Annotated in this window: 26 protein-coding genes and 1 tRNA gene; 14 read left to right on the plus strand and 13 right to left on the minus strand. The window is 61.7% G+C overall.

Annotation, left to right across the window (positions count from 1 at the left end; translation table 11 throughout):
- Positions 1-13: 13 nt before the first annotated feature.
- Positions 14-808 (minus strand): NTP transferase domain-containing protein, encoded by a 795-nt coding sequence (locus ACXYL9_RS04205; RefSeq protein WP_459038332.1) that lies wholly within the window; start codon positions 806-808, stop codon positions 14-16.
- A 74-nt stretch (positions 809-882) separates the two neighbouring features.
- Between ACXYL9_RS04205 and ACXYL9_RS04210 the strand changes: the two genes are divergently transcribed.
- Complete coding sequence (locus ACXYL9_RS04210; protein WP_459038333.1) at positions 883-1,629, plus strand: Nmad3 family putative nucleotide modification protein; 747 nt, start codon at positions 883-885, stop codon at positions 1,627-1,629.
- A 162-nt stretch (positions 1,630-1,791) separates the two neighbouring features.
- On the opposite strand, the gene mmsB is transcribed toward ACXYL9_RS04210, so the two are convergent.
- The 9 genes from mmsB to ACXYL9_RS04255 are packed head-to-tail and all read right to left on the minus strand — an operon-like array spanning position 1,792 to position 8,676.
- Positions 1,792-2,661 (minus strand): 3-hydroxyisobutyrate dehydrogenase, encoded by an 870-nt coding sequence (gene mmsB, locus ACXYL9_RS04215; RefSeq protein WP_459038334.1) that lies wholly within the window; start codon positions 2,659-2,661, stop codon positions 1,792-1,794.
- A gap of 12 nt (positions 2,662-2,673) precedes the next feature.
- The gene (locus ACXYL9_RS04220) at positions 2,674-2,931 is read right to left on the minus strand and encodes a hypothetical protein (protein WP_459038335.1); all 258 of its coding nucleotides are present in this window, start codon (positions 2,929-2,931) and stop codon (positions 2,674-2,676) included.
- Complete coding sequence (locus ACXYL9_RS04225; RefSeq protein WP_459038336.1) at positions 2,916-3,701, minus strand: enoyl-CoA hydratase-related protein; 786 nt, start codon at positions 3,699-3,701, stop codon at positions 2,916-2,918. The genes ACXYL9_RS04220 and ACXYL9_RS04225 overlap by 16 nt, the downstream gene beginning before the upstream one ends.
- Positions 3,698-4,756 (minus strand): enoyl-CoA hydratase/isomerase family protein, encoded by a 1,059-nt coding sequence (locus ACXYL9_RS04230; RefSeq protein ID WP_459038337.1) that lies wholly within the window; start codon positions 4,754-4,756, stop codon positions 3,698-3,700. The genes ACXYL9_RS04225 and ACXYL9_RS04230 overlap by 4 nt, the downstream gene beginning before the upstream one ends.
- A 4-nt stretch (positions 4,757-4,760) precedes the next feature.
- On the minus strand, positions 4,761-5,909 hold the full coding sequence (locus tag ACXYL9_RS04235; protein ID WP_459038338.1) for an acyl-CoA dehydrogenase family protein: 1,149 nt from the start codon (positions 5,907-5,909) through the stop codon (positions 4,761-4,763).
- Between the two features lie 51 nt (positions 5,910-5,960).
- Entirely contained in the window at positions 5,961-6,347 is a 387-nt protein-coding gene (locus tag ACXYL9_RS04240) for a RidA family protein (RefSeq protein ID WP_459038339.1), read from the minus strand.
- A 6-nt stretch (positions 6,348-6,353) separates the two neighbouring features.
- On the minus strand, positions 6,354-6,767 hold the full coding sequence (locus tag ACXYL9_RS04245) for a hypothetical protein (protein WP_459038340.1): 414 nt from the start codon (positions 6,765-6,767) through the stop codon (positions 6,354-6,356).
- Between the two features lie 57 nt (positions 6,768-6,824).
- Complete coding sequence (locus ACXYL9_RS04250; RefSeq protein ID WP_459038341.1) at positions 6,825-7,136, minus strand: I78 family peptidase inhibitor; 312 nt, start codon at positions 7,134-7,136, stop codon at positions 6,825-6,827.
- 43 nt (positions 7,137-7,179) lie between these two features.
- Positions 7,180-8,676 (minus strand): CoA-acylating methylmalonate-semialdehyde dehydrogenase, encoded by a 1,497-nt coding sequence (locus ACXYL9_RS04255; RefSeq protein WP_459038342.1) that lies wholly within the window; start codon positions 8,674-8,676, stop codon positions 7,180-7,182.
- A gap of 165 nt (positions 8,677-8,841) precedes the next feature.
- On the opposite strand from ACXYL9_RS04255, the gene ACXYL9_RS04260 reads away from it, so the two are divergent.
- From ACXYL9_RS04260 to ACXYL9_RS04280, 5 genes are all read left to right on the plus strand, one after another.
- Complete coding sequence (locus ACXYL9_RS04260) at positions 8,842-9,600, plus strand: SDR family NAD(P)-dependent oxidoreductase (RefSeq protein WP_459038343.1); 759 nt, start codon at positions 8,842-8,844, stop codon at positions 9,598-9,600.
- 191 nt (positions 9,601-9,791) lie between these two features.
- Positions 9,792-10,295: a Csu type fimbrial protein gene (locus tag ACXYL9_RS04265; RefSeq protein ID WP_459038344.1), complete on the plus strand. Its 504-nt coding sequence runs from the start codon at positions 9,792-9,794 to the stop codon at positions 10,293-10,295.
- Positions 10,296-10,415: 120 nt separating this feature from the next.
- Positions 10,416-11,081: a fimbrial biogenesis chaperone gene (locus ACXYL9_RS04270; protein ID WP_459038345.1), complete on the plus strand. Its 666-nt coding sequence runs from the start codon at positions 10,416-10,418 to the stop codon at positions 11,079-11,081.
- On the plus strand, positions 11,053-13,701 hold the full coding sequence (locus tag ACXYL9_RS04275) for a fimbria/pilus outer membrane usher protein (protein WP_459038346.1): 2,649 nt from the start codon (positions 11,053-11,055) through the stop codon (positions 13,699-13,701). Before ACXYL9_RS04270 ends, ACXYL9_RS04275 begins: the two co-directional genes overlap by 29 nt.
- A gap of 111 nt (positions 13,702-13,812) precedes the next feature.
- Positions 13,813-13,886 (plus strand) — tRNA-Gly (locus ACXYL9_RS04280).
- A gap of 3 nt (positions 13,887-13,889) precedes the next feature.
- Here the strand turns inward: ACXYL9_RS04280 and cueR are convergent.
- Both cueR and ACXYL9_RS04290 read right to left on the minus strand, forming a co-directional pair.
- Positions 13,890-14,294 (minus strand): Cu(I)-responsive transcriptional regulator, encoded by a 405-nt coding sequence (cueR, locus tag ACXYL9_RS04285; protein ID WP_459038347.1) that lies wholly within the window; start codon positions 14,292-14,294, stop codon positions 13,890-13,892.
- On the minus strand, positions 14,291-16,642 hold the full coding sequence (locus ACXYL9_RS04290; protein WP_459038348.1) for a heavy metal translocating P-type ATPase: 2,352 nt from the start codon (positions 16,640-16,642) through the stop codon (positions 14,291-14,293). The genes cueR and ACXYL9_RS04290 overlap by 4 nt, the downstream gene beginning before the upstream one ends.
- Positions 16,643-16,858: 216 nt before the next feature.
- Between ACXYL9_RS04290 and ACXYL9_RS04295 the strand changes: the two genes are divergently transcribed.
- The 3 genes from ACXYL9_RS04295 to ACXYL9_RS04305 are packed head-to-tail and all read left to right on the plus strand — an operon-like array spanning position 16,859 to position 19,399.
- The gene (locus ACXYL9_RS04295) at positions 16,859-17,572 is read left to right on the plus strand and encodes a VV20781 family protein (protein WP_459039856.1); all 714 of its coding nucleotides are present in this window, start codon (positions 16,859-16,861) and stop codon (positions 17,570-17,572) included.
- Positions 17,565-18,650: a sensor histidine kinase gene (locus ACXYL9_RS04300; RefSeq protein WP_459038349.1), complete on the plus strand. Its 1,086-nt coding sequence runs from the start codon at positions 17,565-17,567 to the stop codon at positions 18,648-18,650. Before ACXYL9_RS04295 ends, ACXYL9_RS04300 begins: the two co-directional genes overlap by 8 nt.
- Positions 18,647-19,399, plus strand: coding sequence for a LytR/AlgR family response regulator transcription factor (locus ACXYL9_RS04305; protein WP_459038350.1), 753 nt, complete (start codon positions 18,647-18,649; stop codon positions 19,397-19,399). Before ACXYL9_RS04300 ends, ACXYL9_RS04305 begins: the two co-directional genes overlap by 4 nt.
- Positions 19,400-19,478: 79 nt before the next feature.
- Here ACXYL9_RS04305 and ACXYL9_RS04310 read toward each other — a convergent pair whose 3' ends face one another.
- Positions 19,479-20,078 (minus strand): outer membrane protein, encoded by a 600-nt coding sequence (locus tag ACXYL9_RS04310; protein WP_459038351.1) that lies wholly within the window; start codon positions 20,076-20,078, stop codon positions 19,479-19,481.
- Positions 20,079-20,380: 302 nt separating this feature from the next.
- On the opposite strand from ACXYL9_RS04310, the gene ACXYL9_RS04315 reads away from it, so the two are divergent.
- The 5 genes from ACXYL9_RS04315 (at position 20,381) to ACXYL9_RS04335 (ending at position 24,869) form a co-directional block, all read left to right on the plus strand.
- Entirely contained in the window at positions 20,381-21,184 is an 804-nt protein-coding gene (locus ACXYL9_RS04315; RefSeq protein ID WP_459038352.1) for an aldo/keto reductase, read from the plus strand.
- Positions 21,181-22,698, plus strand: coding sequence for a GMC oxidoreductase (locus ACXYL9_RS04320; protein ID WP_459038353.1), 1,518 nt, complete (start codon positions 21,181-21,183; stop codon positions 22,696-22,698). The genes ACXYL9_RS04315 and ACXYL9_RS04320 overlap by 4 nt, the downstream gene beginning before the upstream one ends.
- Complete coding sequence (locus ACXYL9_RS04325; protein WP_459038354.1) at positions 22,695-23,642, plus strand: class I SAM-dependent methyltransferase; 948 nt, start codon at positions 22,695-22,697, stop codon at positions 23,640-23,642. The genes ACXYL9_RS04320 and ACXYL9_RS04325 overlap by 4 nt, the downstream gene beginning before the upstream one ends.
- 97 nt (positions 23,643-23,739) lie before the next feature.
- On the plus strand, positions 23,740-24,294 hold the full coding sequence (locus ACXYL9_RS04330; protein ID WP_459038355.1) for a TMEM165/GDT1 family protein: 555 nt from the start codon (positions 23,740-23,742) through the stop codon (positions 24,292-24,294).
- A 113-nt stretch (positions 24,295-24,407) separates the two neighbouring features.
- Entirely contained in the window at positions 24,408-24,869 is a 462-nt protein-coding gene (locus tag ACXYL9_RS04335; RefSeq protein ID WP_459038356.1) for a Dps family protein, read from the plus strand.
- Positions 24,870-24,938 lie beyond the last annotated feature (69 nt).

Raw genomic sequence — 24,938 nt, forward strand, 5'->3', positions numbered from 1 at the left:
ACCGTGCTCTCGTTCAGCCAGCCGCTTCGCGCCGGGCGAGCAGCTTTTCGGTTATCTTGAAAGAGCGTTCTTCGTCGACATCGATGGCGAATTCGCCGTTCGACAGCACGATCGGCACCAGCTTGTAGCCGAATTTGCGCGAGATATTGGCGAACAGCTTTTCCTTGCTGCCCCAGCCGAAATAGAACCGGACGAGGTTGATCAGGCCGAAGGCTTTGGCGATGCGGCTGGGATATTTGACGAACTGCCCACCCCCGCGCAGGATTTCCGCTGCCCCCAGCGCCTCTTGCGAGCCGATCCAGTAGGTGTTGCAGTTGGAATAGCCGCCATCGGTGAATTCGTAGAACAGCTTCTGGCCTTCGGGATCGGCGGCCTTGACGTCCTCCGCCCGCGCCAGTGCAGCCGCAGCGCCCGCTTTCTCGGCCAGCGCCTTGTCGATGAACTCGGCATAACCCTGCGCGGTCACCAGGCAATTGTCCGAGGTCGTGATCATCAGCGGGAATTCGGCCCCATCGGCGCCGGTGAACACGCTGTCGACGAGGTTGAAGGCGCCGGGTTTAAACACCAGCCGGCCTTCCGCCGCCAGCCGCGCCACCAGCGGGATGGCGGCAATCTCTTCCGGTTCATGCGCGACAACGTGGATCGCACCGACCCGGTCGCACGCCGCCACGGCCTCGACCACGTGCTCGATCATCGGCTTGCCATGGACAGGCACGACGCTTTTCTGGCTGACCCCCGCGCGCGCGGCGAGGGGATCGAGCGTGCCGGAACGCTTGCCGGCCATGATCAATGCGGTAACCTTGGTCATCGCGCGGCCTCCTATCCTAATCTGGCGGCCGCGCAAACGGCCACTTGGTATCGGACGGTAATAAGATTTCGCCCATGCGCATCATTTTCAGCCGAAAGGGGTTCGACAGCGCTTCGGGTGGAGGTGCATCCCCGATCGTGCAAGGCCGGCCCTTGTCGCTTCCCATACCGGGCAGCGGACACTCGGCAACCAGCTATGCCGATCTTGGACTGGGGCAATATGCCGAGACAGCCAGTCGCGGCCGCGTGAAGGCAAACGATCCGTGCCATCATGATCCGATGTTCTTGGGCGATGGAACATGCCTGTTTGGCCAATGCGGAGCGGCGCAGACGCATTTGCGCAACCAGGGTGTGCGCGAGGGCGATGTCTTCGTTTTCTTCGGACTGTTTCGGGAGGAAGGCGGCGGAGCGCCGCACCATCGCATTTTCGGCTATCTCAAGGTCGATCGGATCGTCGATCTTTCCAGCTGTAGCGTGTCGGAGCGCGATGCGCTGGTAGCGCACAAACATCCTCACGCGCTTGGCATGTATGCGCGTAACGATGTGGTCTATTGCGGGGAGGGGCGCACCGCCCGAAACGCATCACCGGAACTGTGCCTGACCGCTCCCGGCGGTCCGCCGAGCCTGTGGCAACGACCGGACTGGATGAGGCCCGGCGAATTGTCTTATCATGATCGCTCTGACCGCTGGCGCGATGGCAACCTTTTGCAGAGCGTCGCGCGCGGGCAGGAATTCGTAGCCCCGATCGGCCGGCGCAAACGACCGCGGCAGTGGCTCGAGAAAATAATCCACAGGATCATCGCCGAACCGAGCCGGAAATAAGTTAGAATCCATTTTCCAGCGTTGGCAGCTACCAAATCGATTGGTTACAAACATGACTGCACCGTGGCTGACTCAAGCCCTTTGGGTCGCCAGTCAAAGAGACTTTGCAGTCACGGTGTACCATCCCCAAACAGCATCGCCTGAGGCCAACATCGTGCGCTGTCAGAGCATCTTGATTATGGCAGAAAAATCGAGCCCGCCATTGCCGGCTCCGGCAAAATCCTCGTAGAGCGACGCCGCGCGCGCACCCATCGGGGTGGCAGCATCGGCGCTCTCGGCGGCCTCGAGCGCCAGCCGCAGGTCCTTCAGCATCAGCGCCGTCGCGAAGCCACCCTTGTAGTCATTGTCCGACGGGCTTTGCGGCCCGACGCCAGGGACGGGGCAATAGCTCGTCATCGACCAGTTCTGGCCCGAGCTGACCGAGGAGATATCGTAAAAGGTCTGCGGATCGAGGCCCAGCTTCTGGGACATCTGGAACGCTTCGCAGGTGCCGATCATGTGGATCGCCAGCAGCATGTTGTTGCAGATCTTGGCCGCCTGTCCATTGCCCGCGTCGCCAGCATGGATGACCGCCTTGCCCATGGCCTCAAGGATCGGCTTGGCCCGATCGAAGGCGGTTTGCGCGCCGCCAACCATGAAGGTCAGAGAGCCGGCATTGGCCGCTGCGATGCCGCCCGAAACCGGCGCGTCGACCATGTCATAGCCTGCTGCACCTGCAGCTTCGATTACTTCGCGAGCGGTAGCGACATCGATGGTGGAACAGTCAAGCATCACGCAGCCTGCAGGCGCATGACCAATCACTTCGTTGGTGTAGACCCCTTTGACGATCTGCCCGTTGGGCAGCATTGAGACCACCGCTTCGACACCCTGGACCGCTTCCCTGGCGCTGTCGAAGGTCCGGCAACCGGCCTGCCGGGCATTCTCGATGGCGGTTTCGCTGAGGTCGAAGGCGCGCACCTCGTGACCGGCCTTGACCAGGTTTGCAGCCATCCCGCCGCCCATGTTGCCAAGCCCGATGAATGCGATTTTCATTTCTCTCTCCACTTATTCTGTCAGCAGGATCAGCCCGAGGCCGATCATGATGGGTCCGAACGCCAGCATTAGCACTGGCTGGATATAGGTCATGCTGCGTTCCCCCCGATTGGCCGGCAGAGAATCAACTTTACCGCCGTTGAGGGTGGCGGCCTCGTTCAGGCCAAGCCGACCGGAGCGGCGTTGTTTCCAGCCATCGAGCCCGCGCCAGATAAAGAACGTGCCAAAGGCAATCAGGCCGAAGCCCTTGGTGATTACCTCCCCGTCCACCGGCCCTCGCGCTTTTCTATGAAGGCGGTCATGCCCTCGGCCTTGTCCTCGCTGGCGGTGAGGATCTGGAACAGGCGGCGTTCCTGGACGATGCCCTGGTCGAGCGTCATTTCGAAGGCACTGTTGACCATTTCCTTGTTGGCGATAGCTGCCATCGGCGGCATCGAAGCGATCAGCGCGGCGGTTTTCTTGGCCTCGTCCATCAGCTCATCATGCGGAACGACCTTGGCGACCAGGTTGCTTCGTTCTGCTTCCTCGGCACCCATCATGCGGCCCGTCAGGCACATTTCCATGGCCTTGGACTTGCCAACGGCCCGGGTCAGACGCTGGCTTCCGCCCATTCCCGGCGCCACGCCGAGCTTGATCTCGGGCTGGCCGAACTTGGCATTCTCACTGGCGATGATGAAATCGGCCATCATGGCGAGTTCGCACCCGCCGCCCAGCGCAAAGCCATTGACCGCCGCAATCCACGGCTTGCGCGTGGTCTTCACGATTTCGCTGGTCCAGCGGGCGAAGAAATCCTCGCGGTAAAAATCGGCCGCCGCCTTGTCGGACATTTCCTTGATATCGGCACCCGCCGCGAACGCCTTGTCACCGCTTCCGGTCAGGATTGCGCAAAGCTGCCTGTCATCGGCCTGGTAGGCGGCGAAGGCGGTGATCAGTTCTTCCAGCACGATGCTGGAAAGCGCATTCAGCGCCTTGGGCCGGTTGAGCGTGATGATGGTCACCGCGCCGTCGGTTTCGGTCAGGATGGTTTCATACTGGCTCATAAGGGCCTCCATTCTTCATTGGCAGGCAAGGGGGCGAAGATCTGGTCGAGCAGGTCCTCGGTCACGCCTTCGGGCGTGGCGGGTTCCCATTGCGGATCGCCGGTCTTGTCGACAATCACCGCGCGCACGCCCTCGGCGAAATCGGGCCGGGTCAGCACCCGTGAGGCAATGCGGTATTCCATCACCATATTGTCAGCGAAATCGGACAGTCCGGCACTGGTCGCCAGTTGGCGCAGCGCCACCTTGCAGGTCTGCGGGCTCTTGGTTCCGAGCGTATCGCGCTCTTTTGCAGCCCAATCGTCGCCCTCGTCTGCAGCCGATTCGAGGCTAGCGAGGATATCTTCATAGCTGTCGCTGGCGAAATGCTTGGCGATCTTGTCGGCATTCTGCTCGATCCGGGCCTTGGGCGGGGTGCCGACTGGTTCGGACAGGATGCCGGCAATGCGCTTGGGTTTTTCGATGATCCGGGCCTTGATCTCCTCCACCAGTTCGCTGGGCATGTAATGCGATGCGATACCGGCCCACAGGCATTCGGACCCGTCCAGCCGCGCACCGGTCAATGCGAGAAACTGGCCCAGTCGACCGCCGAGCCGCGACAGGTGCCAGCCGCCGCCGACATCCGGGAACAGCCCGATGCCGGTCTCAGGCATGGCGAAACGGGTATTCTCGGTCGCGACGCGATATTTGCACGGCAAGGCTATGCCCACACCGCCGCCCATGGTGATGCCATCCATGAAAGCCACGATCGGCTTTGGATAGGTGAACATCTGGTGGTTGAGCTGGTACTCGTCATGGAAGAACTTGCGGCCGCTGGTGCCACCGTCATTGAGCGCCGAATTGCGCAGGAAGGCAATGTCGCCACCGGCGCAAAAGCCGCGCCCTTCGGCGTGATCGAGAATTACCGCCTCGACCTCGTCATCGTCAGCCCACTCGGCCAGCGCCGCGCTCATCGCGTGACACATATCGAGCGTCAGCGCGTGCAGCGCCTTGGGCCGGTTGAGTGAAATATGTCCAACGCGGCCGTGTTTGTGGGTGAGGATGTCTTTGCTTTCCATGGCCTTATCCCTGCCTCAGCAGATCGCGACCGACGATCATACGCATGACCTGGTTGGTCCCTTCAAGGATCGAATGGACCCGCAGGTCGCGCCAGAAGCGTTCGATCGGGTAATCGCGCAAATAGCCATAGCCACCGAACAATTGCAGCGCGTCATCGACGATCTTGGAGCCACTGTCGGTCGCCAGCCGCTTGGCCATGGCCGAGAAGCGCGATTTGTCGGGGGCATTGTCGGTCACCTTGGCCGCCGCAAGATAGAGCAGCGCGCGCGCGGCTTCGAGGTCTGTCGCCATGTCGGCGAGCATGAACTGGGTGTTCTGGAAATCCGCCACAGGCGTGTCGAACTGCTTGCGTTCCTTGGTATAGGCAACGGCCTCGTCAAGGCAGCGCTGGGCACCGCCCAATGAGCACGCGCCGATGTTGAGTCGGCCCCCGTCGAGCCCCATCATGGCAAAGCGGAATCCTTCGCCTTCATCGCCAACGCGGTTTTCGACCGGCACCCGGGCATCTTCGAAAATCACCTGCGCGGTGGGGGAGGCGTTCCAGCCCAGCTTCTTCTCCGGCGCACCGAAGCTGACACCGGGGGTATCCTTGTCGATTACGAGACAAGTGATGCCCTTGGTCTTGTGCTCACCGGTGCGGACCATGGTCACATAGACATCGTTTACGCCGCCGCCGGAAATGAACTGCTTGGTCCCGTTGAGGATGTAATGGTCACCATCGAGGCGCGCGCTGGTCTTGAGCCCCGCCGCGTCCGAACCGCTGCCCGGTTCGGTCAGGCAGTAGCTGGCGATCTTCTCCATGGTGATGAGGTCGGGAAGATACTTTTCCTTCACGCCCTGGCCGCCGAATTGGTCGATCATCCAGCTGGCCATGTTGTGGATAGAGATGAAGGCGCTGGTGGCGGGGCAGCCATAGGCCATCGCCTCCATGATCAACGCTGCTTCGAGTCGGCCTAGACCGATCCCGCCCGATTCCTCGGACACGTAGATTGCACCGAAGCCGAGCTCGGCGGTGCGCTTGATCACGTCGCGCGGGAAGTGATGTTTCTCGTCCCATTCGGCGGCATGGGGGGTGATGTTATCTGCGGTGAACCGCTGCGCCATTTCCTGGATCGCAAGCTGGTCGTCGGTGAGCTGAAATTGTCCTGTCATGGGGGGCGCTCTAGCGCCGCCTTGCGAGCGAGGGAAGGGGGGAGCGACGCTTCAGCCGAGGATCGCCTCGGCTTCGATTTCGACTTTCCATTCCGCCCTGCAGAGCCAGGCGACGCCCTGCATCGTCGCGGCCGGTTCCGCGTTGCCGAACCAGCGGGCGTGGACTGCCCCGACTGCATCCTGGTCGGCCGGGTCGGTCAGCAACATGCGGGTGCGCACGACATCGCTCGCGCTACCACCCAGTTGCTCGATCGCGGCAATGATAAGTGCGCAGCAGCGCTCCGCCTGGGCCGCTGCATCTCCGGGGGTCGTGCTACCGTCGGCTTCGATCGGGCCGGTGCCGGCTACATGAATGTGCTGTCCGACCCTGACAGCGCGAGAGAACCCGTACTGGCTTTCGAAGGGCGAACCCGAGCTGGCGCGCTTTCGTGGGGACATTGCGGCTCAGCTCCGTGTGTGGCTGCGGCAACGATAATAGCCAATCTTGGGGGCCGGCTTGCCTTCATAGGTGGCGTGCCACAGCTTGTTGTCGCGGAGCAATTGGAAACTCATCCGCACACCCTTGGTGCTCCATCCGCCAGGAGCAACGAAATCGGCCACGATCATGCGATCGGATAGGCGGTGAATTTCGCCGAGTTCGTAAGGCTGTCCTTCGAGAATCAGCTTGTTCTCGCGGATTCCCATCTTGCCCTCGACGGCAAAACCACGCGCTCGGCAGGCGTGGTTATTGCGGCCATAAACACCCCAGAACCCGCGCGGAAAGTGGACCTCGGCCTGCTCGTCTTCACCGGCTTCTGGGGCAGGTGTATCATCGGCAATGCCGCTGGCGGAAACGGGAAGGGCGAGGCCAAGGGCCATGGGCGCAACAAGACGGAAATTCACAGGCAAGATCCCCCGGTCACCTGCGCCGGGAACCTATCCGCAGCGCACGGTCGTTATCGTCATCTCGCGGTCATAGCTCACGCGGACTCGATCGGGACGATAGTCCATCGTGACCGCGCTGTCAGGGGCAACCCATTGAAAAATATGCGAGCCGGTCTTTTCCAGGATCGCCTGTCCGGTGGCCTGCGATGCCTTTTGTCCGATGTAACTTTGGGCCTGTGCGGCATCGCACGGGCTGTCTTCACCCGGCATCCGCTGGGTCGGCTCGGCAGGCTCGGCTGGCACTGGCGCGGTAGCGCAAGCGGCCAGCATCGCCGAGGCGAGTAAGGGTAGAAGGGCTTTCATCGACACTTCTCCTTAAACTTCAAACAGCCTGCGAGAAGCCGCATTACCCCATCGTCGGGATCACGAAGGCGTTGGATCCGTCGCCGCCGCCATCGGGCCAGCGCTGGGTGACCTTCTTGACCTTGGTCCAGAATTTCAGGCCTTCCATGCCGTACTGGTCGATATCGCCGAATCCGGAACGCTTCCAGCCGCCAAAGCTGTGATAGCTGACTGGCACCGGGATCGGCACGTTGATGCCGACCATGCCGACATTCACGCGGCTGGCGAATTCACGTGCGGCGTGGCCATTGCGGGTGAAGATAGCGACGCCATTGCCGTACTGGTGCTCGCTCGGCAGGCGCAGCGCGTCCTCGAAATCCTTGGCGCGCACGATCTGCAGGACCGGGCCGAAGATTTCCTCCTGGTAGCTTTCCATCTGGGGCGTGACGTGGTCGAGCAGGGTGGGGCCGACGAAGAAACCCTTTTCGTGTCCCTGCAGGCTGAAGCCCCGACCGTCGATCACGACTTCGGCACCTTCCTTTTCGGCAGTGTCGATCCAGCTTTCAACCCGCGCCTTGTGCTCGGGCGTTACCACCGGGCCGTAATGCGCGTCGGGGTCGTTGCTCACCCCGACCCGCAGGGCGTTGATCGCCGGGATCAGCTTTTCTCTCAGCCGTTCGGCCGTGTCTTCTCCCACGGGAACCACCACCGGCAGCGCCATGCAGCGCTCGCCAGCGGACCCGAAGGCCGCGCCGGACAGATCGTTGACGACCTGGTCGAGATCGGCGTCGGGCATGACGATGCCGTGGTTCTTGGCGCCGCCGAAGGCCTGCACGCGCTTGGCATTGGCGGTGCCACGCGAGTAGATATACTGCGCGATATCGCTCGAACCGACGAAGCTGATGGCGGCGATGTCAGGGTGATCGAGTATCGCGTCGACCATTTCCTTGTCACCATGGACGACCTGCAGCAGCCCCTCGGGCGCGCCGGCTTCGAGGAACAGTTCAGCCAGTCGCATTGGCACCGAGGGATCGCGTTCGGACGGCTTGAGGATGAAGGCATTGCCCGCCGCGATCGCCATGCCAAACATCCACATCGGAATCATTGCCGGGAAGTTGAACGGGGTGATGCCGGCGCCGATGCCGAGCGGCTGGCGCATCGAATAGACATCGATGCCCGGGCCTGCGCCCTGGGTGTACTCGCCCTTGAGGGCCTGCGGGATACCGCAGGCATACTCGATCACCTCAAGCCCGCGCTGGACGTCGCCCTTGGCATCATCGACAACCTTGCCATGCTCGCTCGAAAGCAGCTCGGCCAGTTCTTGCATATTGGACTCGATCAGTTCCTTGAAGCGGAACATCACTCGGGCGCGCTTTTGCGGGTTGGTGGCTGCCCATTCTGGCTGGACCCGCTTGGCGGTCTCGACCGCGCGAGCGAGCAGGTCGGCATCGCCCAATGCGACTTCGGCCTGCACTTCGCCGGTCGACGGGTTCCAGATCTGGTGCTTGCGGCTGCTTCCGCCGCTCGTGCCACCGACTATGAAATGATCGACTTGGCGCATGATTATTCCTCTCGCTTAATTGATCGTGTCGCGCGGCTCCTAGCCGGATCGCGCGGCGAATCCAACGGTCAGCAACGATACTAGCGCGCATCGCACGCCCGGCCTATCCGATTGACCATCGCACGGGCGACGGGCAGGTTCCCGGGTCGAGGGGAATGAGGTGCCATGAACATGTTCGATCTGTCAGGCCACGTGGCGGTCGTTACCGGCGGCAATGGCGGGCTCGGCCTGGCCTTTGCGCGCGGTCTGGTGAAAGCCGGAGCCGATGTTGCGGTATGGGGACGAAATCAGCAGAAAAATTCGGACGCGGTCGACGAGCTGGCAGGCCTCGGTGGCGGCGCAGCGCACGCCTTCACCTGCGATGTAGCGGATGACGCGCAGATTGTTGCTGCGCTGGCGGACACGCTCGATCGGTTCGGCAGGGTCGATAGCTGCTTCGCCAATGCAGGGGTCGGCGGCGGATGCGCCCTGCCGGAGATGACGGCCGATGCCTGGGACGCGGTAATGGACGTCAATGCCCGCGGCGTGGCTTTGACCTATGCGCGAATCAGCGCCCACATGATCGAGCGCGGCGGGGGTGGTAAACTGATTGCGACGTCTAGTGACCAGTCGATCATGGGGGTCAATCGCAGCTCCAACTACGCCGCTTCGAAGGCGGCGGTTAACGGCCTCACGCGCGGCGCGGCCTTCGAACTGGCGCGGCACCGGATCACAGCCAATGCGCTGCTGATGGGCTATTTCGAGACCGACATGACCGCGGCCGCCGATCCGCGATTTGCAGAGTGGATCACCAAGCGTATTCCGCTGCGGCGCTACGGCGATCACGAAGGGCTGGAAGGGGTCGCCGTATTCTTCGCTTCACCGCATAGTGACTACATCACCGGGCAGTGCCTGCCGATCGACGGGGGACTGTGCATCAGTTGATTACCAGCATCCCAGCCCAAGTATTTTTCGGCATAATTTGTATAAGTTCTTGCGCGTTAATAATTTTCATCCGGTATTTACCGGTTTCCTCGAACGCACGTTAACCATCCACCTTGATGCCGTGTTACGTTGTGGCCGCTTAAAATCGCTCATCCGATAATTGAACAATCGGCAACGGAGCGTATTTCGCCATGTCCAAAACTTTCAAAGCCGGTTGCGTGCTCGCCGCCCTTCCGATGATCCTCGTGGCCCAGCCTGCCATGGCTGGCCAGGCAACCGGTCAAATGCCGGTTTCGGCCCAGGTTCTCGAGAACTGTTCGGTCGTCTCGTCCGCCATGAACTTCGGTCCTATCACCGATGTCGGGGCGGCCAACGTCGATACCACTGCCACTCTCACCCTGGCGTGCACGGCCAACGCCAATTACGAGATCCAGCTCGACAATGGTGCCAATCCCGTGGCCGGGCAGCGCCGCCTCGCCAATGCGGCCAGGAGCGAGTTCCTCAACTACGATATCTACCGGGATATCTCGCGTTCGTCGCGGTGGGGCAACACGCTCGGTGCCGATACGGTGACCGGCAAGGCCACCATTCTCGGGGCCGCCAGCGTGACTGCCTATGGCCGTATTCCTTCGGGCGTCGCGAAGGTCAGTGCCGGCGCATATACCGATACGGTGACGGTTACCGTTAATTTCTGACCCGGAAATTAAACCAATATTTATGCCAACCAATTAGGGGCGATAGATGTGAAAAACCATCTGTCGCCCCTTCTGTTTCTGGCATCTCTGACTGGAGGCGCCTTAGCAGCCACAGCCGCCATGGCGCAGGAGCAGCCGCAACAGGCGCGCCTCAATGTCACGCCGCTGCGGCTCGAATTACCCACTGGCCAGGCTGCGACGCAGATGCTGGTGAGAAACCAGGGCGACAAGCAGATCGCGGTACAGATGCGCGTTTTCGAGTGGACGCAGGATGATGGCGAAAATCATTATGCACCCTCGCGCGATGTCGCCGTTTCACCCTCGATCGTGAAGATCGATCCGGGTCTTGCCCAGTCTTTCCACGTTCTTTCGCGCAGTACGCAGGGTCATTCGGGCGAGCGGCGCTTTCGCGTTGTTCTCGACGAGATTCCCGACAACGAACCGGCTGCGCCGGGGACCGCGCGTACGCGCCTTCGTCTCACCCTTCCACTCTTCATCGGCAGCGATACCGCGCAAGCCGGGAAGCTCCGCGTCGCAGCCCAGCCAGATGTCCTGATGATCGCCAACGGCGGCGGCCGCACAATCCGCCTGTCGGATTTGCAGGTGACCGCCGACGGTATCCCGGTCCCGATCGAAAACTACGCGATGCTGCAATATATCCACGGCGCAAGCTGGATCGCCATTCCCCTGCCGGAAGGCGAAGCCTGTTCCGGCAAAGTCCTGCGCCTGTCTGCCACTGCAGACGGGGGGCTGTTCGATGAAATTGCGAGCCAAGACTGCCCTTAGGGCGGCGACCGGCCTGGCGACCCTGGCTGTTGCGCTACATTCGTCACAAGCCTTCGCAGCGCCCGATCCGTTCGCCCTGCCGCAGGATGCCGATCGCAGTGTAAGGGATGATCCTTTCGCCCTTCCGGATACTCAACTGGCGCGCGTACCGGACACCACTGGATACACATTCTTTGCCGAGGTCGTGCTCAATGGCGAGCGATTGAAGGGTATCGCGCCGCTGCGACGTACGGGCAGCAAGCTAGCGATCCAAAGCGCCTTTGCCTTCTCCGCCGGCATTGTCCGCGTGCTGCCGCCACAGGATTTCATCGACCTCGATACGATCCCGGGCGCGAAATACGATTTCGATACTAGCAGCTACACGCTGACCATCCGCATTCCTCTCCATTCCACCGGAGCGAACATGGTTTCCCTTTCGGGGCGTCCCGAAAGGGGCAGACAGAGCGGATCGGACGTCGCTGCACTGATATTGGATTACGACCTGTCGGCACAGGTCGACCAGACGGGAGTGGCTGCAAGCGGGCTGGTGGCGCCGCGCCTGGTGAAGGGCAATGTCTCGTTCGATACAGCGTGGCGCTTCGCCACCTCGGGCGATCGGCTGAACCAGGGAGTGACACGGCTGGACACCGCGCTGACCGTGCGCAACCCCGACGCGGTGGCATCAACCACGGTGGGTGATTTCATCAACCAGGCACCGGCGGGTAGTCGTGCGGTGCGCATGCTCGGCTTGCGCTTCGGGACGGACTTCTCGCTCAGGCCGGACCTGGTGACCCAGCCGCTGCCCGATTTCGTCGATAGCGTGGCGGTCCCGACCGGGCTCGACGTGCTGGTGAATGACCGGCGTGTTGCCAATGTCGATATCCAGCCAGGCGAATTCACCGTCCGCAATATTCCCGTGCCCGTCGGTCGCAGCGAGGTGGGCGTAGTCGTGCGTGATGCGCTTGGTCGCGAGGTTGTGCGAACCATCCAGTTCTACGGCTCGCGCGACCTGCTCGCGCCCGGCCTTTCGGAAGGGGCCTTCAATATCGGGGCAATCCGCCGCCGCTACGGCCTGGTCAGCAACGACTATGGCCCGGTCGCCATCAGCGCCATGCTGCGCAAGGGGTTCAGTCCGCGCTTCACCGGAACGGTGATGGGGGAAGCTACTGAAACGGTCATGAACCTCGGGGCGGCTGGCGATGCCGTGATCGGTAATTTCGGGATCCTGTCCGCCACTTTACGCGCCAGCCGTGCCGCCCTTCACGGTGACGACACTCTCGCAGGCACGATGATGCAGGTCGGCTTTCAAAGCGTTGGTCCGGCCGTCTCCTACTCGATCGAGTATCGCACTGTCTCCACGCACTATGCCGATGTCGCGAGCGCGAATGGCGATGCCCAACCGCCATCATTGCTGGCTGCCAACATCAGTTTCGACCTGAAAGAATTCGGCCGCCTGCGCTTTGCGGCGATCGAGCAGAAGCAACGCGAGGCCGGAGAATTCGCAGGGCCGAGACGGACAACCCGTCTCGTCTCGGCGAATTACCGACGCGAACTGCATCGCAGGGTCGATCTGTCGCTCGATGCCAGTTATCGCCGCGATGGATTCGGCCGCTCGGACTTTACCATCCTGGCAGGCTTGTCGATCTCGCTGGGTGGGGCGCAGTTCGGCCAGGTCAGCTATTCGCACGGGAGGGACGATGAATTTCTCCAGTCGGGCCTCTACGCCCCGGAAACCGGCCCGGGGAAAACAGGCTACTCGGTCACAGCCGGCACAGGCACGGTGGATCGCCTCGGCATGTCGGTCAGCCGCCAGGAGCATTGGTCGAGATTCGAAGCCCAAGGCGAAGTGGTGGGTGGCTCTGCTGCGGCACGTATTGGCATGCGTGGTTCGCTGATCGCGGCTGACGGGGAGATTTTCGCCTCCCGCGGGATGGGGGATACCTACATCCTCGTCGACGCCGGGGGTGTCGACGATATAGTGGTCGAGCGCGAGAACCGGGTCGCCGGGAGGACGGGCCGTGGCGGGCGTCTGCTGATCGACGAGGTGCCGGGTTACAACACCATCAAGGTAGGGGTTAATCCGGCCGAGCTCCCGCCGGATGTCATTGCCAGCAGCGTGGAGGAATATGTCGCGGCTGCCCCCCGTTCGGTCGCCAAGGTGCGACTGGGCCTGACGCATTATATCCCGGAGGTTATGCGCCTGTCCGACCCGCAGCGTGGCCTGTTCCCGGCAGGAACACAGGTGGTGGCGCTGCCGTCCGGCACCGAATATTTGGTCGGATACGATGGCGAACTGGAAATCAATCTTGCCCTGAAAGACACCGAGCTGGAGATCCGCGAACCGAACGGTTCGATCTGCCTAGCCGATCTTGCCGATCGTGCTGCAAGCGATACCGGTGCCGTGCCCGAACTGCGCTGCTATATGCGCTCGCGCACCTATGTCGTCGGCGGTCCTGACGATATCCGGCATCAGCGCACTCCGGCAGTCAAAGCGCTTTCTACTCCGGCTCGCTCGCCCAGGAAGCAATTGTCCAATGACCCGCGTCGTGCCGACGATACAACAGACGCTGCTGGCCCCTGGCGCATCAGCGAGAGCGAGCAACGCGGCTTCTATGGACCGGTTTGCACCGATAGCCGCTGATTCAGCCCTTGCCCGAATATCCGTTGACCCAATTCCGGCAACGCGGCAGAGGGTCGAGGCCGGACAAGGCGAGGCAATCCCTTCGGGATTTGTTCGCTTGAACGGCCAGATGCGGGTGTAGCTCAATGGTAGAGCAGAAGCTTCCCAAGCTTAAGACGAGGGTTCGATTCCCTTCACCCGCTCCATCTTCATCCATCCGCACACGCTCTCGTGACCATGCCCTCGATGATCGGGCAATCGGGGCGGTCGTCGCCGTGGCAGTTCTCGGCCAGGTGGAGCAGGCTGGCGCGCATTGTTGACAGCGCATCGGCCTTGCGCTGCAGCTCGTTTGCCTTCGCCAGCGCGAGGGATTTGACCTCTGCGCTGGCACGATGATCGTCCGCCCACAGGTTCAGCAAATCCCTGATTTCCGTGATAGAGAACCCGAGGTCGCGGGCATTGGCGATGAAGGTCAATCGCTGCACATCACTGTCGGAATAGTCGCGATAACCGCTATCCCGGCGTGATGGCGCCGGAATCAAGCCGACCTTTTCATAGTGCCGGATCATCCGTTGCGAAACGCCAGATGCCTTCGCGGCCTGCCCGATGTTCAAAGCTTTGCTCCTTTCAGTCGCAGCGAATTGGAAATCACGCTGACAGAAGAGAGTGACATCGCCGCTGCCGCGATCACCGGGGAGAGCAGTATCCCGAATTGCGGATAGAGCACCCCGGCGGCAATCGGCACGCCCAGCGCGTTGTAGCCAAAGGCAAAGACCAGATTCTGGCGGATATTCGACATGGTCTTTTTGCTGAGGGTGCGGGCGCGGGCAATGCCGGTCAGATCGCCATGGAGTAGCGTCACGCCCGCACTTTCGATCGCCACATCGGTGCCGGTTCCCATGGCTATGCCGACATCGGCGGCGGCCAGGGCGGGGGCATCGTTGACGCCATCCCCGGCCATGGCGACGACGTGGCCTTCTCCGCGCAAGCTTTCGATGACATCCTTCTTGTTCTCGGGAAGCACCTCGGCGGTAACCTCGTCGATTCCCAGCCGCGCGGCAACTGCAAGCGCGCTGGTTTCGTTGTCTCCGGTGAGCATTACGATGCGGATGCCCTGGGCCTTCAATGCGCGGATGGCTTCGGGGGTAGTTGGCTTGATAGCATCCGCTATGGCGATGATGCCTGCAACATTGCCGTCCACAGCCACCAGCACGGCGGTCGCGCCTTCACTGAGCAGGGCATCGGCGCGGCCCGCGGTGCTCGCAGTCTCGACCCCGTTTTCCGCGAGATAGGCGGCATTGCCGATCAGGATATTGCGGCCTTCTATCGCCGCTGTCACACCCTTGCCCGTGGGCGAATCAAACCCGGTGCTGCGCGGCAGCACGATTTTCCGGTTCTCGGCTTCGGCTACGATGGCCTGCGCCAGCGGGTGCTCCGAATCCTGTTCGACGCCGGCCGAGAGACGCAGCACATCCCTTTCGGACATTTCGCCGGTCGGGATCACAGCGACAACCGAGGGTTTGCCTTCGGTCAGCGTTCCGGTCTTGTCGACCACCAGCGTATCGATCTTCTCAAGCCTCTCCAGCGCCTCGGCATCCTTGACCAGGATTCCCAGCTCCGCCCCGCGTCCGACCCCGACCATGATCGACATCGGTGTGGCAAGGCCCAGTGCACAAGGACAGGCGATGATCAGCACTGCCACTGCGGCGACCAGCGCATGAGCAAGGCGCGGGTCGGGGCCGAAGGTCGCCCATGCCGCGAATGCCGCGACTGCGACCGCCAGCACCAGCGGCACGAACCAGCCTGCGACCTGGTCGGCTAGCCGCTGGATCGGCGCCCGCGAACGCTGGGCCTCGGCCACCATTTGGACGATCCGCGCCAGCAAGGTGTCGCGCCCAAGCTTTTCTGCGGCCATGACCAGCGCGCCGGTACCGTTGATCGTGCCCCCGATGACGGGATCACCTTCACTCTTGGAAACCGGCATCGGTTCGCCAGTAACCATCGCTTCGTCGACCGAAGAAGAACCTTCGATCACCACCCCATCAACAGGGATTTTCTCGCCGGGGCGGATGCGCAGATTGTCACCAATCGCCAGATCCTCGATCGGAACCTCGCTTTCGCCGTCGGCGCCGATCAGCCGCGCGGTGCTCGGAGCGAGGCCAAGGAGGCTTTTCAGGGCGTCCGAAGTGCGTTCGCGCGCCCGCAGTTCGAGCACTTGGCCGAGCAGGACCAGGACCGTGATGACGGCCGCCGCCTCGAAATAGACTGCGACGGTACCATCGGCTGCGCGGAACGCATCGGGGAACACACTTGGCGCGAGGATGGCCACTACGCTGTAGGACCATGCCGCGCCGGTCCCGATGGCGATCAGGGTAAACATGTTGAGATTGCGCGTGCGGATCGAATCCCATGCCCGCTGGAAGAAGGGCCAGCCGGCCCACAGCACCACCGGGGTCGCGAGCGCGAACTGGATCCAGATGGATATCTGCATTGGCACCAGATGATGGATGACCGAGAACAAATGGCCGCCCATTTCCAGCAGGAACACCGGCAGGGCCAACGCGAGACCGATCCAGAATCGCCGGGTCATGTCGACCAGCTCTTCGCTCGGCCCGGCATCGGGATCGACCATTTCCGGTTCGAGCGCCATGCCGCAGATCGGGCATGAGCCGGCGTGATCCTGCCTGATCTCGGGGTGCATCGGGCAGGTCCACATGGCGCCTTCGGCCACTTCTATGTCCTGCGCGGGAATCTTCGAAAGCCAGCGGACCGGCTCGGCAATGAACTTATCGCGGCAGCGCGCGCTGCAGAAGTGATAGGCCTTTCCATCATGCTCTGCGTGATGGGCCGTAGCCTCCGGATTGACCTGCATTCCGCAGACCGGATCGACTACAAGGGCCGAACCAGGGTCGGCGCGCGTATGAGCATCATGGTCATGATGGCAATTCTGATGGTCTTGCATCGGCTTTTCTCCTTTGCCGATACCCTTCTTGAGCCCTGACATCATGTTAAGGTCAAGCGCCTTTTGTGAATCTGTTCGCCGATCCTAGCATCTTCGTCGCAAAATGGCCGGGGTTTGGCGAGCGGGTGTGGGCTGTCTGGAGCAGCAGGAATATTCCGCAATTTCGGCATCGGGGCACCAAGGTGGCGCGACCCGTGACGAGCGAAGGAACGAATGATGCGACCTTTATTCCTCTCCCTGACCCTGCTCCTGACGAGCGCCTGCTCGACCATAACCCCGGCCATGATGCGGTTGCCGGGAGATCTAGCAATGAATTCCGAGAGGCTCACCTATTCCGGCATCGGCGGCGGGACGCGCGGCCGCTTCCAGATCGGCGGATTTCGTGGCAGCTTCGAGCGTTCGGAGCAGAGGCTGGCTATTTTCGATGCCCTCGTGCGCAATTACGGCCGTGCCGATTTCGTGATCGAGGGACCAGCTATCAGCAGCACGATCGAGGCCCAATGCCGGATGCGCGAGCGATTGATCGATCTCGGAATCGCGGAATTTAAAGCCAGCCGGATGGCCTATCGCTGTGAATTCACCGCTGCCGGACACGCTTTCCCCGCTCGCTTCGAATTGCAGGAAGTGTCTCGCGGTCTTGGCGGTGCCTTGTCGAAGAAGGAGCGTCGCGGAGAGATTGCACTTGGCGGCGAAACGGTCCAAATCCGGTCGGTTCATAAACTTGACGGGTCGCCGATCGAAATGGCCAGTCCCATCGGATATGTATTCACCCAGAATGGCGATCCCGTCGGGGCGGTCGAACTCAACGGCACGCCGGTACTGTATGTTGCGAACCGCATAGACATGGGGCTTGTCCGCACCATCACGGTCGCAGCGACGGCGCTGGCGATATTCTGGGATCCGGCCAACAGCGCGCTGGGCGATGACTGAGACCAACCCATTTGCCCTGCTGCGCAAGAAGTCGGGACGGATCGCCGTCAGCCTGACGGTCGGGGTGTGGATCGTCTCTTCGTTTCTTTTCGTCGTCCCAATGCTGGTCGCGGGGCAGGAAATGTCATTCTACCTCGCCGCATCGATCGTGGCGATTGCGACCGGTGGTTCGCTTGTCTCGGCCATGCTCATGATCGCGATCTGGTATGTCTTCGATAGCGAGATAGGTTCCAAGATCCTGATTTCAGGAGCGGCCATACTGCTGGCTGCCATCGTCCTTACCCTATTGGATCTGGCGGCTGCAGAGATCTTCGTATCGATCCAGCCAGGGAACCTGATGTCACCGTCGAGGACATTCAGGGCGATCAATAATTTCGCGGTGTTCGTGCCGCATTTTGCGCTGCTCGGCGCGCTCTATGCCTTGCTGGCGCACACAAGGCGCGCGGCGAACCAGGAACGGATGCTCGCCGAAGCGCATTCGCTGGCCCAGCAGGCCAGGCTCTCGGCCTTGCGCTATCAATTGAACCCGCATTTCCTGTTCAACACGCTCAATTCGATCTCGTCACTGGTGGTCACGAACCGCAATGGGGATGCCGAGCGAATGCTGGCCAATCTGTCCGAATTCCTGCGCACCACACTGGCAGGGGACCCCAACGCACCACAGACGCTCGAGGGCGAGCTGGAAACCATCGACGCCTACCTGGGGCTGGAGCGGATCCGGTTTGGCGAGCGGTTGGATGTGGCGATCGATTGCCCGGCGGAACTGCGCGAAGCGCAATTGCCGCATTTCCTCCTGCAACCGCTGGTCGAAAATGCAGTCAAGCACGGCTTGGCACCCAACGATACGCCCGTGCTGATCCAGGTGTCCGCCCGCGCGCAAGGGTCGGAAGTCATCATCGCGGTGGAGAATGATTGCGGCGAGGGAGCAGTGAGCGACTGCGGCACCGGAGTTGGTCTGAGGAACATTCGCGAGCGACTGGAAGCGGTCTACGGCGCATCCGGCCGGTTGGAAACAATGCAGCGCGACACCGGCTTTATTGCCATCGTGCGCTTTCCGCTGAGCTTCGCGGTCGGATGACGCTGCGGCTGCTCATCGTCGATGACGAGCAGCTGGCCATCGACCGCCTGAGCGAACTTCTCAATGATATCGATACGGTCGAGGTGGTCGGAACCGCCTCCACGGCGCGCGCAGCGAAGGCAGCGATCACGCTATTGCGCCCCGACCTGGTGCTGCTCGACATCCAGATGCCCGGCAAGAGCGGGATGGCACTGGCGTCCGACCTGCCCGAAGATCAACGGCCGGAGATCGTGTTCGTCACTGCCTTCGAACATTTCGCACCAGACGCCTTCGCGGTCGACGCGGCAGACTATCTGCTCAAGCCGGTGCGGTTCGATCGTTTGCGGCAGGCCATCATACGCGCGCAGCGCAGGATCGAGTTGGTCGCGGCAGCAGCGCGAGGCGAGGCGGTGCTTCATGAGCACAGCCGCTATCTGCGCGAGATCTGGGTATCGGTGCGCGATGGACAGGTGCGGCTCGATGTCGACCAGATCGACTGGATCGAAGCGGCCAAGGATTACGTCCTGTTCCACACTGCTACCCGCAGCTACCTGCATCGCATATCGATGAATGCGCTGGAGGAAAGGCTCGATCCCGCCGCGTTGATGCGGGTCCACCGATCTGCTTTCGTCCGGACCAGCCTGGTCGAGAAGATGGAGCGGCCTGCCAAGGGCGTGCTCAACCTCAGCCTGCGCGATGGCGTGATCGTCCAGGTCGGCCCGAGCTATGTGAAGGAGGTGCTGCGCGCGCTGCTTCCGGCTGATGGCTGACAAGGGACCGTGAAAAAGCCCGCCCGGTTTGCACCGGGCGGGCTAGTGTCCTGAGGCTGGACGGGGGGACGGGGTCGCCTCAGAAGCGCAGGCCGGCAGTCAGCATGACCTGGTGTCGGCTGGTCTCCAGATCGGTATCCGAAAAGGATCCGTAGTCGGAATAGCGATATTCGATCCGGGCAAACGGTTCGCCGAGATCGAATTCGATGCCGGCACCGAGGCGATATCCGCCGATATTGTCGCTCGCGGTTTCGATGTCGTCGTCGAGCGTATAGGTCGCGTTGATACGCTGGTTGGTATAGCCCGCCTTGCCGTAAACCAGGACGGTATCGCTCACGGGAACGCCGACGCGGACGCCGGCGTAGATGTCGCGGCCAACATTGAGCGACAGTTCATCGCCCGTGATGAGGACGTCGGTACCGCTGGCCTTGACCGAGCTTTTGCCCAGCTCGGCTTCGGCGCCGACAAGAACACCGCCGAGGCTGATGTCGTAGCCAAGCGCGATGCCATAGGCGATGCCATCTGCGGATTCGCTGCCGTCGCCGTTGAACGTGTCGTATCCGGCGGTGGTTGCCACCCACGGGCCTTCGAAGGTGTCGCCATCCTGCGCGAAGGCGGGAGGGGTGGCGACAGTCATGGCGACAACGATAAGGGTCGTCGCGAGAAGCGTATTTCTCATGTCCAAATTCCTTGCTGGTGACTTGCGTCACATAATCCTGAAGCCTGGGAATTGGTGGCTTCCGAGACATGCATGACAGCCAGGGCGGGATAAGGCGCGGACCCGGCGCTCAAGCCGCTATCCTGATCGCCCAACTCGGCAAATTGCGGCGAAACACGGTTCTGGCACGACGAAGCTTGCCGTGACGGCTTCCCGGAGCAGTGCTTCTCATGCGCCAGCGGCATTCTCGGTTGCTGCAAATATCAGGCAGGAGCTGCCGGCAAAGGGTTCCCATCTCCAGCTCTTCACGCTTAAAGGCTGCGATGCGCCAGATTATCGTTCCAAATACAGACCTTAAGCTCTCTCGCTTCGTGTTCGGAACATCCGGTCTTTTCAACGTTCGTGGACGAGCAAAGCGCGAGGCGCTGCTCGAACAAGCCGTGGCGCACGGTTTCACCCATTTCGACACCGCGCCCTACTATGGCTTTGGTCACGCCGAACGCGATCTCGCGCCGATCCTGCGATCAAACCCGCATACAACTGTCACAACCAAGGTCGGGCTCTACTCCCCCGGCGGCGAAGAACAGCCAGCGTGGCAGGTCCTCGCTCGCAAGGCGGCCGGCAAGGCCATTGCATCGCTGAGCAAGCCGGCACTGGATTTTTCGATCGACCGGGCACGGCAATCGCTTGAGGACAGCCTCACACGGCTTGGGCGCGAACGGGTCGATATGTTCCTGCTGCACGAACCCCAACACGCCTTGCTCGATACGCAGGAGTGGCTGCGCTGGCTCGAAGATTGCCGGACACAGGGCAAGGTGCGGTATTTCGGCATGGCCGGATTACCGGATGTTACCGCTCCGATCGTGACGCAGGCGCCGGGTCTTGCGCAGGTCCTGCAACTGGCTGACAGCCTCGATCGCCAGGAAGCCGGCACATTGCTGGTCGAGCGAGAGATGCAGATCACATATGGCTATGTTTCTGCTGCGCTCGAACGGACGCCTTCGGCCAATGTGCCCGACGTTCTGGCCAGGGCGCTCGCCCGCAATCGCACAGGGGCGGTCATCGTCAGCACCACGCGGGTCGAACGGCTGGCGCAATACGCCCCGATAGCAGAGGCCGCCGCGTGATCCTTGAAGCCAGGGCGCGCTTGCCTGAACGTGTCGAAACCCTCGTCATCGGGGGCGGCACGATCGGCCTGCCGCTATCCCTGCGCCTGGCCGACACAACAGGTGCCCACGTCCTGTGCCTTGAATCTGGTGGTTGGGACCAGCCAGACGAGACGCATCCACTGAACGCGGTGGAGCAGCGCGGGATCGAATATGCCGGTGCCGAGCATGGCCGTTTTCGGGTGGTTGGAGGGACTTCGACCCGCTGGGGCGGTGCGCTGATCCCGTTTCAGGATGCTGACATGGCGGATTGGCCAATCGGCTGGGGCGACCTTGCCCCCTATCTCGCCGACGTTGAAAGCCTGTTCGGCCTCGACGGCGGACCATACACCCTGGACGATGCCGGAATAACCAGCGAGCATATGGTTGCGCGCCTTGCCAAATGGCCACCCTTTGCGAAGCGCAACGTGTGGAAATTGCTCCGGAAGCGACTGCGGTCGAGCACCAACTGCACGCTTGCGACCGACAGCATCGTGACCGGGCTGGTCCCCGAAACCGACGCTATTATTGTCACCGTTATCCACGGCGGCCGGGCATGTGCCGTGCGCGCGAACCGGCTTGTCATCGCGGCCGGGGCAATCGAAACCACCCGGCTAACGCTCTTGCTCGACAGGGCGATGGAAGGGCAGGTCCGGAAGACTTCGCCGTTGTTGGGGCAGACATTTTCGGACCATCTCTCGATCGAGATCGGACAGGTAGTTCCGCGTGATCGCGCTGCGCTCAACCGGCAGTTCGGGTTTCGCTTTGCCCGCTCGGGAATGATGCGCAATTTGCGCTTCGAATTGGCACCGGACACGACGCGACGTGCGCAAGTTCGCCCGGGATTCGTGCATATCGGCTATGCCACGGACGGAACCGGCGGGTTTGATCACCTGCGGGCAGCCATGCAGCAGGTCCAGCGGGGCAGCTTCCCCGCTCGCGCCACAATTGCTGGTTTGGTGCGCAACGCCCCGTGGCTTGCCCGCGCCGTCAAATGGCGGTTTGTCGACAAGCGACAACTGTTCCCCGCCGGGGCCGATCTCGTCGCCCATGCCGTTATCGAGCAGGCTCCCGACACACGAAACGCTATCACCTTGAGCGATACGCTCAAGGACTCGCACGGCACTCCGCTCCCCGCCATCACCTGGCAGGTGTCGGCGGAGGATGTCGCGCAACTTCAATCGTTGGCGAGGTTATTTGAAGGACACTGGAAATCGACCGGCCTGTCCCAGCTGGGCGCGTTTGAACCGTTTCCTGCGGCCGAAACGGCCGGGGCGCTGGTTCATTCTGGCGGCATCTATCATCCCACGGGATCAACTCGCATGGGCTGCAGCCCTGCCGAGGGCGTTGTCGATAGTGACCTCAGGCTGTTTGCCGAGCCGCGTATCCAGCTTGTCAGCACGTCCGTCCTGCCCACCGGCGGGGGAGCAAATCCAACGATGACCGCTCTGTTGCTTGCTATGCGCCTGGCTGCACAGCATAAAAGCGAGCGATGAAAACCACCAATTCCTCCGCCAAGGGTCTCTCGTTGTGGACCAAGCTGGGCTATTATTTCAAGCTCTTGCGGATCAGGACGTCGATGCTTGGGGCTGAAGATGCGGCCGCGCGTGATGTCGAGGATTTGCGGCGGATAGTCGCGACTTTCGAAGCGCGTACGGGCCGCAAGGCCGCCGATTCCAGCGTGCTGGAAATCGGGTTCGGGGCGCGCCCACGCAGGGCCTTCTTGCTGACTGCATTTTTTCGTGAGGTTCATGCCATCGATCTCGATGCCCCGGTCCTTTCGCTGAGGCAGGCTTTTGCTACGTGGCGCAAGAATGGCTTCGAGCGCGCGATCAAGAGCGTGGTGCGCCATGCCCTGTTCGACAGCCGCGAATGGCCGCAATACCATGCGGCTGCAATGAAGCTGCTGCCTGGATACGCGCCCGATAAAGCGCGGCTTATCGTCGGTTCTGTTTCCTCGCCCCAAGTGTGGGACAAGATCGGCAAGATTGATTTCGTTTTTTCGCGTGATGTCTTCGAACACATTCCCGAAGCCGATCTGCGCGAAGGGATGCGTCTGGCGAGACTGCATCTGTCGCCCGAGGGGATGATTATCACCATGCCGGCGGTTTTCACCGGCATTATCGGGGGGCACGATCCGAACTGGAACGTGCATCTGGCGGAGAAGAACACCGCAGAGGACGCGTGGCGACACCTGACTGATCCCGGCTTCAAGGTGAACACCTATCTCAACCGGTTGCATCGGCGTGAATATGTTCGCCTGTTCGAGGAAACCGGCTTCACTGTCGAGAGAGACGAGGCGGTTTTCGGCCACATCCATGCCCATCTGTTGACTTCCGAAAAGCGCGCAGAGCTGGCCGGTTACGACGACTACGAGTTGTTTTCCAACCGGGTCGAGTTTCACCTCGTCCCCGATGTCAAGGCGATGTCCGACACCTGATAATCATCAGGATGCCAAACTGTCGCTATGTCTTGGTTCGCTATCGCATTGCTGACGCTGAAGCGTTAGCCGAGCGGCGAGAGAGGTAACTGCCGCCATGTCGTCCTTCCTGTTCGGATTTGCGCTCGTGCTGATCGTGTCACTTGGCGCGCGCGACCAGTTGCTGGTGGCGCGCCTTGCAGACCGCACCGGGCCCGGCCTGGTGGTGGCAGGCGCACTGGCTGCGACCCTTTCCGCCTGCATCATGGCTTGGGGCGGAGCGTGGGTTGCCGATATGCTGTTTCCCGGAGCGCAAGCCATGCTTGTGGCCCTCGCACTGGCAGCGGCTGCAATCGAACTGATGTGGCCCTTGTCCGATAAGGCACCACGCGAACCGACCCATTCGGTGGTGGCGGCGTTCGTGGTCCTGCTGGCTAGGCAATGGGGCGATGCCGGCCGTTTCCTTATCTTTGCCTTGGCAGCGGCGACGGCACTGCCATGGCTTGTCGCTGCCGGCGGCGCACTTGGCGGGATCGGCGCTGTGGTGCTCGGCTGGTTGGCTGGCCGCAATCTGGAGACAGCGTTGCCGCTGCGCAAAATCAGGCTGGCCCTCGGCGCGATGTTGCTGCTCGCTGCCATGACCATTGGGTTGTCCGTCCGCGGGATAGTCTGACCGCTTTAATCGACTCGATCGATTACAGTTACCACTTAGAGGAGGGGAAACCGATAAGTGCCTTGGGCGTTGATAAAGCGAACAGACATTTTTCAGACCCAACGGAGGCACACATGGCCGATACCGGCGACAATTCCAGAACCGCACTCGTCAACGAACTTAACGGCTTGCTGGCCGATCATTTTGCGCTTTTCACCAAGTCCAAGAATTTTCACTGGCACGTGAAGGGCCCGCGCTTTCGTGATCTCCACCTGCTATTCGATGAGCACGCCATCGAGATCCGCGACCAGATCGACCTGCTGGGTGAGCGGGTGCGCAAGAACGATGCCACCACGCTGACCTCGATTGGCTCGATCAGCAAGCACACTGATATCACCGACCAGGATAGCACTGATCTCGACGCGGAAGCGATGGTCAAGGAATTGCATGACGACAATGTCAAGGTGCTGAAGCGGCTGAAGAAATTAAAGGATTTGGCCGAAGACGCCGGAGACAATGCCACCGATGGATTGCTCGACGACCTGACCGACCAGACCGAGCAGCGCATTTGGTTTCTCAAGAGCACGCTTGGCTAAACAGGTCTCAATCACGCATGCGTCTCGAAGGCTGGGCGGGGGTGCACTCCGCCCAGCGTTTTTCTATAA

This window comes from Qipengyuania sp. CAU 1752, from assembly GCF_054482615.1.

Coding starts and splice junctions, on each gene's coding strand:
- ACXYL9_RS04205 (WP_459038332.1), bottom strand. CDS start 808: ATGACCAAGGTTACCGCATTGATCATGGCCGGCAAGCGTTCCGGCACG.
- ACXYL9_RS04210 (WP_459038333.1), top strand. CDS start 883: ATGCGCATCATTTTCAGCCGAAAGGGGTTCGACAGCGCTTCGGGTGGA.
- mmsB (WP_459038334.1), bottom strand. CDS start 2,661: ATGAAAATCGCATTCATCGGGCTTGGCAACATGGGCGGCGGGATGGCT.
- ACXYL9_RS04225 (WP_459038336.1), bottom strand. CDS start 3,701: ATGAGCCAGTATGAAACCATCCTGACCGAAACCGACGGCGCGGTGACC.
- ACXYL9_RS04230 (WP_459038337.1), bottom strand. CDS start 4,756: ATGGAAAGCAAAGACATCCTCACCCACAAACACGGCCGCGTTGGACAT.
- ACXYL9_RS04235 (WP_459038338.1), bottom strand. CDS start 5,909: ATGACAGGACAATTTCAGCTCACCGACGACCAGCTTGCGATCCAGGAA.
- ACXYL9_RS04240 (WP_459038339.1), bottom strand. CDS start 6,347: ATGTCCCCACGAAAGCGCGCCAGCTCGGGTTCGCCCTTCGAAAGCCAG.
- ACXYL9_RS04245 (WP_459038340.1), bottom strand. CDS start 6,767: ATGGCCCTTGGCCTCGCCCTTCCCGTTTCCGCCAGCGGCATTGCCGAT.
- ACXYL9_RS04250 (WP_459038341.1), bottom strand. CDS start 7,136: ATGAAAGCCCTTCTACCCTTACTCGCCTCGGCGATGCTGGCCGCTTGC.
- ACXYL9_RS04255 (WP_459038342.1), bottom strand. CDS start 8,676: ATGCGCCAAGTCGATCATTTCATAGTCGGTGGCACGAGCGGCGGAAGC.
- ACXYL9_RS04260 (WP_459038343.1), top strand. CDS start 8,842: ATGAACATGTTCGATCTGTCAGGCCACGTGGCGGTCGTTACCGGCGGC.
- ACXYL9_RS04265 (WP_459038344.1), top strand. CDS start 9,792: ATGTCCAAAACTTTCAAAGCCGGTTGCGTGCTCGCCGCCCTTCCGATG.
- ACXYL9_RS04270 (WP_459038345.1), top strand. CDS start 10,416: ATGGCGCAGGAGCAGCCGCAACAGGCGCGCCTCAATGTCACGCCGCTG.
- ACXYL9_RS04275 (WP_459038346.1), top strand. CDS start 11,053: ATGAAATTGCGAGCCAAGACTGCCCTTAGGGCGGCGACCGGCCTGGCG.
- ACXYL9_RS04290 (WP_459038348.1), bottom strand. CDS start 16,642: ATGCAAGACCATCAGAATTGCCATCATGACCATGATGCTCATACGCGC.
- ACXYL9_RS04295 (WP_459039856.1), top strand. CDS start 16,859: ATGCGACCTTTATTCCTCTCCCTGACCCTGCTCCTGACGAGCGCCTGC.
- ACXYL9_RS04300 (WP_459038349.1), top strand. CDS start 17,565: ATGACTGAGACCAACCCATTTGCCCTGCTGCGCAAGAAGTCGGGACGG.
- ACXYL9_RS04305 (WP_459038350.1), top strand. CDS start 18,647: ATGACGCTGCGGCTGCTCATCGTCGATGACGAGCAGCTGGCCATCGAC.
- ACXYL9_RS04310 (WP_459038351.1), bottom strand. CDS start 20,078: ATGAGAAATACGCTTCTCGCGACGACCCTTATCGTTGTCGCCATGACT.
- ACXYL9_RS04315 (WP_459038352.1), top strand. CDS start 20,381: ATGCGCCAGATTATCGTTCCAAATACAGACCTTAAGCTCTCTCGCTTC.
- ACXYL9_RS04325 (WP_459038354.1), top strand. CDS start 22,695: ATGAAAACCACCAATTCCTCCGCCAAGGGTCTCTCGTTGTGGACCAAG.
- ACXYL9_RS04330 (WP_459038355.1), top strand. CDS start 23,740: ATGTCGTCCTTCCTGTTCGGATTTGCGCTCGTGCTGATCGTGTCACTT.
- ACXYL9_RS04335 (WP_459038356.1), top strand. CDS start 24,408: ATGGCCGATACCGGCGACAATTCCAGAACCGCACTCGTCAACGAACTT.